At 60.4% G+C, this 12,605-nt stretch carries 12 protein-coding genes and 1 tRNA gene; 6 read left to right on the top strand and 7 right to left on the bottom strand.

All coding sequences use genetic code 11. From position 1 onward, the window contains the following. Positions 1 to 301 precede the first annotated feature (301 nt). The 3 genes from NP945_RS04550 to NP945_RS04540 all read right to left on the bottom strand — a co-directional run bounded on the left by NP945_RS04550 (position 302) and on the right by NP945_RS04540 (position 1,978). Positions 302 to 1,447, bottom strand: coding sequence for a porin (locus NP945_RS04550; RefSeq protein ID WP_256745675.1), 1,146 nt, complete (start codon positions 1,445 to 1,447; stop codon positions 302 to 304). A 245-nt stretch (positions 1,448 to 1,692) separates the two neighbouring features. Then, the gene (locus NP945_RS04545) at positions 1,693 to 1,794 is read right to left on the bottom strand and encodes a GIY-YIG nuclease family protein (RefSeq protein WP_256745674.1); all 102 of its coding nucleotides are present in this window, start codon (positions 1,792 to 1,794) and stop codon (positions 1,693 to 1,695) included. Between the two features lie 93 nt (positions 1,795 to 1,887). Continuing rightward, positions 1,888 to 1,978, bottom strand: a tRNA-Ser gene (locus NP945_RS04540). Between the two features lie 450 nt (positions 1,979 to 2,428). Here NP945_RS04540 and NP945_RS04535 point away from each other — a divergent pair. Next, entirely contained in the window at positions 2,429 to 3,562 is a 1,134-nt protein-coding gene (locus NP945_RS04535; RefSeq protein WP_128309236.1) for a porin, read from the top strand. Between the two features lie 238 nt (positions 3,563 to 3,800). Continuing rightward, positions 3,801 to 4,895, top strand: coding sequence for a site-specific integrase (locus NP945_RS04530; protein WP_256745673.1), 1,095 nt, complete (start codon positions 3,801 to 3,803; stop codon positions 4,893 to 4,895). Positions 4,896 to 4,955: 60 nt separating this feature from the next. Here NP945_RS04530 and NP945_RS04525 read toward each other — a convergent pair whose 3' ends face one another. Both NP945_RS04525 and NP945_RS04520 read right to left on the bottom strand, forming a co-directional pair. Beyond that, the gene (locus tag NP945_RS04525) at positions 4,956 to 5,855 is read right to left on the bottom strand and encodes an alpha/beta fold hydrolase (RefSeq protein ID WP_256745672.1); all 900 of its coding nucleotides are present in this window, start codon (positions 5,853 to 5,855) and stop codon (positions 4,956 to 4,958) included. Positions 5,856 to 5,965: 110 nt separating this feature from the next. Next, the gene (locus tag NP945_RS04520) at positions 5,966 to 8,017 is read right to left on the bottom strand and encodes a lytic transglycosylase domain-containing protein (RefSeq protein ID WP_256745671.1); all 2,052 of its coding nucleotides are present in this window, start codon (positions 8,015 to 8,017) and stop codon (positions 5,966 to 5,968) included. Positions 8,018 to 8,264: 247 nt separating this feature from the next. Here NP945_RS04520 and dapA point away from each other — a divergent pair, with 247 nt between their 5' ends. The 3 genes from dapA (at position 8,265) to NP945_RS04505 (ending at position 10,502) form a co-directional block, all read left to right on the top strand. Further along, a complete protein-coding gene (gene dapA / locus NP945_RS04515) occupies positions 8,265 to 9,146 on the top strand; it encodes a 4-hydroxy-tetrahydrodipicolinate synthase (protein WP_127267153.1) in 882 nt (293 codons plus the stop codon). A 151-nt stretch (positions 9,147 to 9,297) separates the two neighbouring features. Beyond that, positions 9,298 to 9,777, top strand: a complete 480-nt coding sequence (smpB, locus tag NP945_RS04510) for an SsrA-binding protein SmpB (protein ID WP_256745670.1) — start codon at positions 9,298 to 9,300, stop codon at positions 9,775 to 9,777. A gap of 14 nt (positions 9,778 to 9,791) precedes the next feature. Beyond that, the gene (locus NP945_RS04505) at positions 9,792 to 10,502 is read left to right on the top strand and encodes a glycoside hydrolase family 25 protein (protein ID WP_256745669.1); all 711 of its coding nucleotides are present in this window, start codon (positions 9,792 to 9,794) and stop codon (positions 10,500 to 10,502) included. A gap of 42 nt (positions 10,503 to 10,544) precedes the next feature. On the opposite strand, the gene NP945_RS04500 is transcribed toward NP945_RS04505, so the two are convergent. Continuing rightward, the gene (locus NP945_RS04500; RefSeq protein WP_127267155.1) at positions 10,545 to 11,201 is read right to left on the bottom strand and encodes a uracil-DNA glycosylase; all 657 of its coding nucleotides are present in this window, start codon (positions 11,199 to 11,201) and stop codon (positions 10,545 to 10,547) included. Positions 11,202 to 11,212: 11 nt separating this feature from the next. Continuing rightward, entirely contained in the window at positions 11,213 to 11,794 is a 582-nt protein-coding gene (locus NP945_RS04495; RefSeq protein ID WP_127267156.1) for an NYN domain-containing protein, read from the bottom strand. 325 nt (positions 11,795 to 12,119) lie between these two features. Here NP945_RS04495 and rpoZ point away from each other — a divergent pair, with 325 nt between their 5' ends. Continuing rightward, positions 12,120 to 12,521, top strand: coding sequence for a DNA-directed RNA polymerase subunit omega (gene rpoZ / locus NP945_RS04490; RefSeq protein WP_013532591.1), 402 nt, complete (start codon positions 12,120 to 12,122; stop codon positions 12,519 to 12,521). Positions 12,522 to 12,605: the final 84 nt, after the last annotated feature.

The following is a 12,605-nucleotide window of genomic DNA, read 5'->3' as shown; positions in this document are numbered from 1 at the left end:
CGTGATTCCGCACCCGACGATCCCAAACGCAATCGCCGGTTGGCTGATTATTTTCTGCTGGTCGGCGCTCGAAGCGCTTGGCGCGAAATCTCAGGCGCTGCCGGACTGGCTAATAGCCCTGGTTGCCGGAGCTGTCAGGGCTCCGCCTCGTCGGCTGGCTACCGTTGGCCCCTAACATTCAAGAAGTGCAGAGGCTCCGCTGCTGGCAGCACAGGTGCATTTTGACGAGTCCCTTGGAAATCCGGCATGAAAAAACCCGGCGGTTGCCCGCCGGGTTTCGATTTGGACAAGTCGAAATATATTAGAACGAGCGCTGGAAGCGGAGGAGACCGCCGATGCTGTTCTTCTTGTCGGCCGGTGTGAACGATGGGTTGATATAGTTGACATCGCCAAATCGGCCTGCATGGAGGTAGTCGACTTCGGCCGTGACGGTGAAGCCCGGAACAACGTCATAAGCGATGTTCGCTGCAACACCGACGTTCTTCCAATCGTCAGCGGACACCTGGGCGTTGAACGAGGTTTTTTCGTTGAACTTGTAGGTACCACCGCCCCACACTGCCCAATTGCCACCCCACATCTTGTAGAAGCCGCGACCATTGGCGTCGACATGATTGCCGAGGTTGTCGTTGAGGTTATCGTCCGAGCCGTAGCCGCCCATGATGAACAGCGAGAGTTCGTTGGAGACGTTCACATCCAGGCGAACCTTGCCGGCCACTTCCTCATAGTTGCTGTCATAAGCGACCACACCGGTGATGGCGCCCCAGCCCTGCGTGTACTTCACACCACCGACGACATGCGGAACATAGCTGTCGATCGTGTCATTGGCGTTACCTTCTTCCAGCGAGACCACTGCCGAGAAGCCGTTGCCGGCATCGAAGTAGTACTGGACGACGTTGGTGTCGAAATCGCCGTAGGGAACCAGCGTATCCTGGATGACGTTGCCGGCGTAGCCGACGAACGTGTCGAAGGCCGATTCGTCCTTACCGACGCGCAGGCCACCGAGCTGGATCCAGGCGAAGTTCAGCGAGACGTCCCGGTTATGGGCGGCGTTGACGTCCTCGAAAGCGTTGTCGTCGCCGAAGTTGAAGCGGGTCTCGGTGTAGGTCTTCAACGTGCCGAGTTCGGTTTCCTGGCCTGTCCAGGTCTTCAGCGTGAAGCGGGTATTCTTCATCCAGGTATTGTGGTCATCACCATCCTGGTGATCCGCGGCTTTTGCACCATCGAACGAACCGAGGTCGCCACCGCCGATGTCGTAACGGATATAGCCGCCGATGCGCAGGCAGGTTTCGGTGCCGGGGATGTAGAAGTAGCCAGCGCCGTAGACGTCGCAAATCTTGACGTATTCAGCGGGTTCCGGCTCGGCGACGACGACGGCGTCGGCGGCGCGCGCACCGGAAACTGCGATCAGGGCCGCAGCGGAGCCGAGGAGAAGGCTCTTGATGTTCATTTTCTGACCTCCAGTCAGAATCGAGAGCGGAGGTCGGCAAAAACCAGCTATCAGGTCTTTTTTTCTTTCTATTTCAGGCGATAGGTAAAAAGGCCTTCAGCGGGGCTCTGTCCGCCAAAACCGTTTACTGGCGAAAGCCTTGCCCGATCCGGCCTTGAAATATCGCTCGAGTTGCCGTGCGTTGGCCTCGGTTTCGACCGCGATATAGGTCTTCAGGGCTACAGGCGGATAGGCCCTGGTCGAAGTCACAAAGCCTGTTGATGCGATTCGAACCGGCGTCGAAGGTCGTTTGTCGACCCGACATAGACATCGCCATTATGAAGCTGCAGGAAATACACGTACCACATGGTCCCCTACGCTACTTCGTAGCTTCGGGCGACACTCCCACGTCCGAATGCGGTTCCGGGTGGCCTGCCACCCGAAGCCCGCAGGGCGTAGGGTGGCGGAGAGGATGGGATTCGAACCCACGAGAAGCTTTTGACCTCTACTCCCTTAGCAGGGGAGCGCCTTCGACCACTCGGCCACCTCTCCGTTGCGCCGGTGGATAAAGAAAAGCGCCGGCACAATCAACAAGCCCGCATCATTATATGGAAAAATAAGATGCACTGAACCGTGGCCTTCCATGGATGAGGCGGTCCTGCGGTTGTTTCCTGGCTAGCGACTCGGGAACTCGCCATGATTCCGACGGCCGTTCGCCGGATTCGGCGGCAAACAAGGGGTTGCGGCGGGCCTGATGGTTAACGAGAGCTTTCTGAGTGAGGCCAAATCGTGTCATTTGTGCAACAACGCCGGGGGATAGCAGCCAGGCAGCCCTTTCGCCGGTACGATCGTGGTTGAACGCCGCCGCCTCATGGGTAATGTCGATTTCGAAGGAGCGGCGCGGTGCGCATCTTTTTCGGTAGTGGGGATGGGGCAGGGAACGCTGTCCTTCAGCAAAGAATACCCAGACCCGTTTTTTAACTTTTGACTGGAGGTCAGAAAATGAACATCAAGAGCCTTCTCCTCGGCTCCGCTGCGGCCCTGATCGCAGTTTCCGGTGCGCGCGCCGCCGACGCCGTCGTCGTCGCCGAGCCGGAACCCGCTGAATACGTCAAGATTTGCGACGTCTACGGCGCTGGCTACTTCTACATCCCCGGCACCGAAACCTGCCTGCGCATCGGCGGCTATGTCCGTTATGACATTGGCGCTGGCGATGTCGGCTCGTTCGATGGTGCCTGGGCCCGGGACAAAGAAGACGGTGAAGTCAACGATACCTGGCAGAAGAACGCCCGCTTCACGCTGAAGACCTGGACAGGCCAGGAAACCGAACTCGGCACGTTGAAGACCTACACCGAGACCCGCTTCAATTTCGGCAACACGAGATTTAGCGACGGCAGCTACTCTGGCAACGCCTACAATAAGGGCGTCTCGCTGAACTTCGCCTGGATCCAGCTCGGTGGTCTCCGTGTCGGTAAAGACGAATCGGCCTTCGATACGTTCATCGGCTATGCCGGCAACGTCATCCAGGATACGCTGGTTCCCTACGGCGGCTTCGACACCAACGTCGTCCAGTACTACTTCGATGCCGGCAACGGTTTCTCGGCCGTCGTCTCGCTTGAAGAAGGTTACGGCCCGTACTCGATCGACAGCTACGTTCCGCATGTCGTCGGCGGCGTGAAGTGGACGCAGGGCTGGGGCGCCATCAGCGGCGTCGTCGCTTATGACAGCGCTTACGAAGAAGTCGCTGGCAAGGTTCGCTTGGACGTCAACGTTTCGAACGAACTGTCGCTGTGGATCATGGGCGGCTACGGCACCGACGATAACTACAACGACGGGTCTTATGCTATTCCTGCTGCTGGCCGCGGCATGTACAAGCTCTGGGGCGGCAACTGGGCAGTCTGGGGCGGTGGCACCTACAAGTTCAACGAGAAGACCTCGTTCAACGCCCAGGTGTCGTATGATGAAGACGAAAACCTCGGCATCGCGGCGAACATCGCTTACGATGTGGTTCCAGGCTTCACGATCACGGCCGAAGTCGACTACCTCAATGCCGGCAGCTACCCTGCGTCCAACTGGACCAGCGCCGACAAGGAAAGCAACATCGGCGGTATCCTCCGCTTCCAGCGCTCGTTCTAAGGGCTGGTTCCTTACAGGTGAAATCCAGCCCGGGCGCACAACGCCCGGGCTGTTTTTGTTTTCGCGACTGGATCAAGGCAAACAGAAGGATGGGGGTAACGGTAGCTGAATAAATCCGTGGAATGGTTTCGTGGGATCCGCTGATGGGCGGATGAAATCACAACCGCGTGATTAAATTCTCTTGAAAGGACGCTTCCAAGCGGGTAGGGCTGACCTATCCCACTCGGGGGTGTGGCAAATGATGACGAACGAAGCGATTCAAGAGGGCGAGTCCTCTGATCATTTTTCGATGTTTTCTTCTCAAAGTCCGAAGATTCTATACACCTACAACAAGATTAGAGAAGTAAAGTCGCATCGGGTCGGAGATCTTTTTTCAGCATATCGGGACATATTGTGGGACGACGGGCGGCATAAGTATAATGTCAGCTCGTTCATCGGCGAAATAGACGAAATTCTCCTTGGGGAGCGTTTCAGCGCCTTTGACCAAAGTACCCTGGACAACCTTATCGGCACCTTGCGCCAGCGCGGCAACAGCAACGCAACCATCAATCGAAAGATGGCTGCCCTCAGCAAACTGCTGCGCAAGGCTCACAAGATGGGAGATATCCACAGCCTGCCCGAGTTCCGCCGCCAGAAGGAGCGGGCGGGTCGGATTCGCTTCCTCGAAAGGGACGAAGAGGCGCGCCTGTTCGCCGCCATCAAGAGCCGCAGCGAGGATGCCTACAGGCTTTCCGTCTTCCTGGTCGACACCGGATGCCGTCTCGGCGAGGCGCTCGGGCTGATCTGGAACGATATCCAGGAGCATCGCGTCAGTTTCTGGATCACCAAATCCGGCCGCAGCCGCACCATTCCGATGACCGAGCGGGTCAAGGAGGTCATCAAGCTGCCTCCCACTGAGGGTCGCCGGCCCAAAGGACCGTTCACAAAGCTTAGCCAGGCACAGTTTCGTGCCATCTGGAACGACGCGAAGGCCGAAGTCGGACTTGGCGCAGACGACCAGGTGGTGCCGCACATACTGCGCCATACCTGCGCCTCGCGCCTTGTCCAGGGCGGCATCGACATCCGGCGCGTGCAGATGTGGCTCGGCCACCAGACGTTGTCGATGACCATGCGCTACGCGCATCTGGCCACCAACGATCTCGATGGCTGTGTCATCGTGCTGGAAACACCTCGATCGACTCAGCCGGGCGGCAATCGCGCTGAAGGCTCCGTGTTTTCTTCGCCTATGACGACGCCTTCGTCGCCGACGGCAGGGCGGAAAAAGAAGGACGAGGCAGCCGCCGCCGCAAAGGAGTCGCCGAAAGCGGCTCGGAGAAGTTCAAAAGCCAAGTAGGCTGAAGAAGTCTGCCTATACTTTTGTGGCTATTCCCGTGACCTTGTTTGGTCATGGGATTTACTTCAGGATATTCTTCCGCTCGGCTTGATCGAGAAAAGCGGCTATGTCGCCCGGTAGACTGCCGGTCTCTAGGAATGGCGCGTGGCCCTGGCCCTCGACAGTGATCGTCTCCATCATGGAATGGCGCTCTCTCATCTGCTTCAGCGTATCTATGGACAGCAATCTCGAATTGGCACCACGTATGGCGAGCAACGGGATGGCGGCCAACGCCTCGAATTGAGGCCATAGATCAGGCAGCTTCTGCGTCAGATCGAGACCGGCAACGGTATCCACCAGCTTCGGATCGAAATCCGGCATCAGCCCATCATCCGTTTCGCGGTAGAGAGCCCATACCATGCGATCCCAATCGGCGCCGGCAAGGGCGGGGAAGTCTTCGCCATGCACGCTGCGCTGGGCGGCAATTGCCTTTGGGCGGGTTTTCGGTGCCGGGTCGCGCTCGAGATAAGACTGGATATGGGCAAGTCCGGCCGTCTCGATCACCGGTCCGATGTCGTTGAAAACAATGGCTTTCAGGACGGATGACCGCATCATCCAGAGCACATGGATAATCAATCCCCCGCGCGAGGTGCCGATGAAGGCCGCTTCCTCGATGTTCAGCGCCGTCAGCCCGGCCAGGATGTCGCCAGCCTCCACGCCGACATTGTAGTTTTTGACGTCGGGATCATAGGTTGACTGCCCGCGCCCACGGTAGTCGAAGGCGATGACCTTGCGCGGAGTTGCCGCATGCGTCGACAGATAGAGCGCCAGCTCGTGAAAATCCCTGGCGTTGCGGGTCAGGCCAGGCAGGCAGACAACCGGCCAGGGTCCGCTATTGGCCTCACCGTAGATGCGAGCATGGAGCTTCAGCCCATCCGGTGCGCTGTAGAAGAAGTCGGAGAATCTTTGCTCGCTTGCCATCGGAATGTTCGATCTCGCTGTACCGATCTGGACAGCTACAGGCGAGGGCAGGGATGGTCAAATGAAAGGCTCTTTTGCCTTCTCCCACAAGGGGAGAAGGACAGAAAGCCTCAACTCCGCCCGTTCACCAGATCCCCGACAATGTCGTATTTGCCCGAAATACGCATCTTGTAGACCTCGTAATTCTCCATCACGCGCTGAACGTAACTCCTTGTTTCCGTATAGGGAATCCGCTCGATCCAGTCGACGACCGCGTCGATGTCCTTGCCGCGCGGGTCGCCATATCTGGCCACCCACTGGCTGGCTCGGTTGGGGCCGGCGTTGTAGCCGGCGAAGGTCAGCACGTAGGAGCCGTTGAAGCGATCGAGCTGTTCGCCGAGGAAGGCTGAGCCAAGCGTCGCATTGTAGCCGGCATCGGTGGTCAGCCGTGTTTGCGAAAACTGCAGCCCGGCCTTCTTCGCCAGTTGCCTTGCGGTTCCCGGCATCAGCTGCAGCAGCCCGCGCGCGCCGGCGCTGGACACGGCGCCGATGTTGAATTCGCTTTCCTGACGGGCGATCGCATAGGCCAGCGCCTTGCCCGAGCCGGAAATGTCGGCCGAATCGGGAATGACGCCGAGCGGATGCGACAATGCGCCGACATCGATGCCACGCGCCCCGGCGATCTTGCCGATTTTCAGCGCCATGAAATGGTTCCCTTGCTTTTCCGCAAGGACAGCCAGCAGCGCCAGTTCGCCCGGACTGGTCAACTGCCCGGCAAGGTCGCGATAGAGCGTCTCGGCATAGCGGTCGTAGCCCGCCTCCTGCAGCCGCTTGATGGCGCTGACGGCCTCGCGGCCGGCAAAATTCTGCCGGTCGGCTGCACTTGGCGAGGGGTAGGCGATGTTCAGCGCCTGCCGGCCCACGCGTTCGGCGGCAAGCTGGCCGTAGAATGTCGTGCCATAGGCAGCGGCGCGCGCAAAATAGTCCTTTGCATTGCCCGGACCACCGACTTCCGCGGCACGGCCGAGCCAGTAATAGGCGCGCGACAGCGTCATCGGCCCCTGGGCGAGGTCCGCGATGCGAGCGAAATGACTGGCCGCGGTTTTTGGGTCGTTCAGGCCGCGCAGCGCATACCAGCCAGCATGGAATTCGGCGTCTGCCGCATTGGCGGCACTTTCGGCGGCGTGTGTGGCGACGATCTTGTACGCGGTCTTCATGTCGCCCTGGTCTACCAGTTCGCGCGACAGCACCCGGCGCTCGACCCACCAGGCATCCGGATCGACGAGAGCGTCGCGATCGGTCGGCGTCTGCATCACAATGGCGGCGGCCCCGGCAAAATCCTCCTGCTTGCGCAGATATTCGGCCTGCGCGAAGAAGTAGCCGGCCGAACGTTGCATTGTCGGCACGGCTTTCAGCAGCTTGGGCGCGTTCTTGTCGCCTTTGTCGGCCGCCGCCCAGGCCTCGGCGAGTTGCTGGGCGCCGGCCAGGCCGGCGACGCGCAAGGCGGAATTCGCGCGGTCGGCATAGAACATGCGCTCCATGCGAAAACGGTGGTCGGTGGCCGGGATCAAGCTGCCGAATTCCTTGATCAGCGCCGCCTCGTCCCTGGCCTCCAGGATCGCGGTGCGCCAGAAGGGCGACAGCACCGAACGTGCCGCCTTGATATTGCCTGACGCCACATAGGCGCGGGCAAGAACCATCACGCCTTCGAATGTCTGCGGCTGGCTGCCGTCGAACGCCCTGATAACGATGTCGGGGGCAGGGTTCTCGCGATAGAGTGCGCGCTCGCTGTTCCTGCGCAGGGCGACGGTCCCTGGCCAGTTGGGCAGCGTCTTGGCCGCAGCAGTGATATCGCCGCTCGGAACCTTGTCGCCGCCATAAAGCGCGATCGCCCAGGCAAGGATATGCTGGTCGAGCGACTGAGCGGGAAGGCCATCGCGCACACCACGAGCGCGGGGACTATCGCCCGCCGCCAACGCATCCAGCCCGCTTTTCAGGGGGGCGACGTCGGGCAAGGGCGCCTGTCGCGTCCTATCCTGCAGGTCAGGCAGCGCAATTGCCGCGCCTGGCATCGGAATGGCTGAGGTGACCCGTACGTCCACGCTACCGCTGATCGCCATGCCCGGCATCAGCGCGAGCGTGGCGCCAAGCAGCGCGAAAAGGTGAGGCCGACCGCCCGGCATGATCCTTAAGTCTTTCCTTGTCCTGGCATTCCACAGGCTGGCGAAGATGCCTCGAAGCCTAAACTTAGGTCGTGAAGAGCCCGTAAACAAAGGGTTAGCGAGGCTGTTCGAATTGCGCTTGCTGGCACCATGGCAATGCTTGCCGCGCAACCATGTCGAGACTATGGTGCGCCGCTTCGCTTTCGGTTAGAAGGCGCGACCACAAACACCGACACAAAACACCAGAAGTGCCAAGGAGTTGGACGACATGCTGAGAGGCTCGCTTACTGCGCTCGTGACACCGTTCGAAAAGAGCGGGCGTTTCGACGAGAAAGCCTTTCGCGCGTTCGTCGAATGGCAACTCTCAGAGGGCACGACGGGCCTGGTGCCGGTCGGCACCACCGGCGAGTCGCCGACGCTGTCGCATGACGAGCACCGCCAGGTCGTCAAGGTGTGTATCGAGGTGGCCAAGGGCCGCGTTCCGGTCGTCGCCGGCGCCGGCTCCAACAACACCGAGGAAGCAGTCGGCCTCGTGCAGTATGCCGAGAAGGCCGGCGCCGATGCCGCCCTCGTCGTCACGCCCTACTACAACAGGCCGACACAGCGCGGTCTTTACGAGCATTTCGCGGCGGTCGCCAAGGCGACCAAGCTGCCGATCATCATCTACAATATCCCGCCGCGCTCGGTCATCGACATGATGCCGGAGACGATGGGCCGGCTCGCGCACGACTTCAAGAATATTGTCGGCGTCAAGGATGCCACCGGCAAGGTCGAACGGGTCTCCGAGCAGCGCGCCACGTGCGGCAAGGATTTCATCCAGCTTTCGGGCGAGGACGCTTCGGCGCTCGGCTTCAACGCCCATGGCGGCGTCGGCTGTATTTCGGTGACGTCGAACGTCGCGCCGCGGCTCTGCGCCGAATTCCAGGAGGCAACGCTTGCCGGCGACAGCGTCAGGGCGCTGGATCTGCAGGATCGCCTGCTGCCGCTGCACAAGGCGATCTTCATCGAGCCTGGCGTTTCCGGCGCCAAATATGCGCTGTCGAAGCTAGGCAAGGTCGAAAACGTGCTGCGCTCGCCGCTGGTGACGATCGAACAGTCGACTGCCGACAAGATCGATGCGGCTATGAAGCACGCCGGCTTGATTAATTAGCGAGCCCGTTTGGAAACTCTACTCCTGCGGCCATCTGAAGGCGTCACCTGCGCTTCCGGTGCTCACGTACTATATGTACGCTCCGCTCCGGTTCTCGATGACACCATCATCTGACTCGCAGGAGCGAGTTTCGAAACGGACTCTAAGCATCATGAACCAGGTCAGAAAAGCCGATCCCAACAACAAGACCGTTTCGGAAAACCGCAAGGCGCGGTTTTCCTATGAGGTGCTTGACACGGTCGAGGCCGGTCTGGTGCTGACCGGCACCGAGGTCAAGTCGCTGCGCCAGGGCCAGGCCAACATCCAGGACAGCTATGCCTCGGTCGAAGGTGGCGAGATCTGGCTGATCAATTCCTATCTGCCGGAATATCTGCAGGCCAACCGCTTCAACCATGAGCCGCGGCGGCGCCGCAAGCTGCTGCTCAACAAGCGCGAGATGGCGAAACTGGCACAGAGTGTCGACCGCGAAGGCATGACACTGGTGCCGCTGAAAATCTATTTCAACGACCAGGGCCGCGCCAAGCTGCTGCTCGCTGTCGGCCGCGGCAAGAAGCTGCACGACAAGCGCGAATCCGAGAAGCAGCGCGATTGGTCGCGCGAGAAGGGCCGGCTGTTAAAAGAGCGTGGGTAGGCGGGGCCATTCGCTTGAAGAACCGGATTGTTCTCTTTGGTTTGGCCAGCCTGGTCTTGTTGTGTTTCCTCGCAGCAGGCGGCTATCTCTATTTCAGGTCATTCTCGCCGGATCGCGATAAATATCCGGTCAGGGGCATCGACGTCTCCCATCATCAGGGCCAGATCGATTGGCGGCGCGTAGCCGCCGACGATGTCGCCTTTGCCGTCATCAAGGCGACCGAAGGCGGCGATCATGTCGATGATGCTTTCGCACGGAATCTGGAAGAGGCCCGGGCCGCCGGTCTCGCCGTCGGCGCCTATCACTTTTTCACCTTTTGCCGGCCGGGTGCGGACCAGGCGAAGAATTTCATCTCGGTGGTGCCGCACGATCAGCCCCTGCTGCCACCCGTGGTCGATATCGAATTCGGCGGCAACTGCCCGCAGCGGCCGACGCCCGAACAATTGAACGCCGAACTGGCCGCGTTCCTCGCTCCAGTCGAGGCGGCGTTCGGCAAGCCGGCGGTGGTCTATCTGACCGACGACGCAGCGGAAGCGTATGCAGGGCGCATTGCTGCCCGTCCGCTCTGGCTCCGCTCATTGCTCCTGGAGCCGGATCGCAACGACTGGGTCTACTGGCAGTACCACAACAGGGGTCGCGTTGACGGCATCAATGGCGATGTCGACCTGAATGTGCTGCAGGGTGGGCCAGCCATGTTGGATGCGCTGAATGCACTGCCGCACTGAGTTGATGTCTGCGGACACCAACTCTAATTACTGCAAAAACATTTATGTCCGCAAGAATTCCGCTATCTGGCTGAAAACGCTAACGAACATCGCTTCGGTCAGCACGCCGGTGTTGGTGTTGTAGCGTGAGCAGTGATAGCTCGAAAACAGCGTGACGCCACCGGCCGGCAGCTGCCCGCCATGCTTGAACGGGTAGGCGGCGACGCGCCCGCCCAGCGCCCGCACCGTCGACTGATGCGCGATCGATCCCAGTGCCAGCACGGCGCGCAAATTAGGGAACCGGGCGATCGTCGGCACCAGGAATGTCCGGCAGGTGGCAATCTCCGCGCCCACCGGCTTGTTCTCAGGCGGCACGCAGCGCACGGCATTGGTGATCGCCGTGCCGACAAGCTCCAATCCGTCGTCGGGTCTGGCCTTGAATTCGCCGCGTGCAAAACCGTGCGAAATCAGGGTCGAGTAGAGCAGGTCGCCGGCATAGTCGCCGGTGAACGGGCGGCCCGTTCGGTTGGCACCGCGAAGGCCGGGCGCCAGCCCGACGATCAGCAGTTGGACCGTCGCGTCACCTTCCGAGGGCAGGAAAGTCGGCACCGGCGCATTGAACCAGGATGGTTCGCGCTGCCGCCACTCGGCGATGAAGTCGTGCAGCCGCGGGCAGAGCGGGCAGTCGCGACTAGGCTCTGAGGCGCAAAGGGCGGTCAAGGCGACCGGCCTCAGTAATCATCCTCGTCGACTTCGGCCGGCTCGGGCCTGCGCACCGGCCGCTCGGACGGATCGCGGCCAACGTCGTTCTTCAAGGTCGTCAGGTCGATGAAATGGTCGGCCTGGCGGCGCAGATCGTCGGAGATCATCGGCGGCTGCGAGGCCATGGTCGAGACGATGGACACCTTGCGGCCGCGCCGCTGCAGCGCCTCGACCAGCGTGCGGAAATCGCCGTCGCCGGAAAAGATGACATAGTGGTCGACGACATCGGCGAGCTCCAGCGCATCGACCGTGAGCTCGATGTCCATATTGCCCTTGATCTTGCGGCGGCCGGTCGAGTCGGTGAATTCCTTGGCCGGCTTGGTGACCACCTTGAATCCGTTATAGTCGAGCCAGTCGATCAGCGGACGGATCGAGGAGTATTCCTGATCCTCGACCAGCGCCGTGTAATAATAGGCGCGCAGAAGATAGCCACGTTTCTGGAAGCTCGACAGGAGCTTGCGATAGTCGATGTCGAAGCCGAGCGCGCGCGACGTCGCATAGAGATTGGCGCCGTCGATGAATAGGGCGATTTTTTCACGAGGGTCGAACATGGAAAATATTCCTTCTCGAAATAAACGGCCGTCTAAACGAAATGCGATAGCGACGTTCGGTCAGGCTCATAATAAACCGGCTGACCTCTACGCATCCGAGATAGCGCCAGATTCACGGCAATCCAAGGGCGCGTGCGGCACTGCAAGCAATTGTGATCGGGACACCGAACACATAGGCACAGCCAGTTTTGCCGAATCGGGTGTTTGAACGAAGGATTGGGCGCCCTGCAGCCCGGCCATTGCCATGATGCTTGTATTTTGGCGGCGTTCGGGTTATGGACCGCGCCTGTTTTCCATCAAATCCATCGCATGAAAGGGGCAATCCATGGCCCGCGTAACCGTTGAAGATTGCATCGACAAGGTCGACAACCGCTTCGAACTGGTGCTGCTTGCCGGCCACCGTGCCCGGCAGATCAGCCAGGGCGCGCCGATCACCGTGCCGCGTGACAACGACAAGAACCCGGTCGTGGCGCTGCGCGAGATCGCCGATGAGACGCTGTCGCCCGACGACCTCAAGGAAGATCTGATCCATTCGCTGCAGAAGCATGTCGAGGTCGACGAGCCCGAGGCCGACGGCGAGGCGATTGCCGATCAGACCGGCACCGCCGTTGCTGCCACCGACGCCGATGACGCCGAGGAGAACATCACCTTCGACCGCATGACCGAGGAAGATCTCCTGGCCGGCATCGAGGGTCTGGTGCCACCGGAAAAAAGCGACGACTACTAAGAGCCTGGATCAAGCATCCGGCACTTCCGTCCTGGCAGTTTCGTGGCTATCTATGACATGCGCCGTACAGCAGTGCGGCGCATG

It is taken from the genome of Mesorhizobium sp. LMG17149, from assembly GCF_024518695.1.
In the GTDB taxonomy this organism is placed as follows: Bacteria; Pseudomonadota; Alphaproteobacteria; order Rhizobiales; family Rhizobiaceae; genus Mesorhizobium.
The sequence above is the reverse complement of the archived record's forward strand: the minus strand, read 5'-3'. Positions and strand labels throughout refer to the sequence as shown.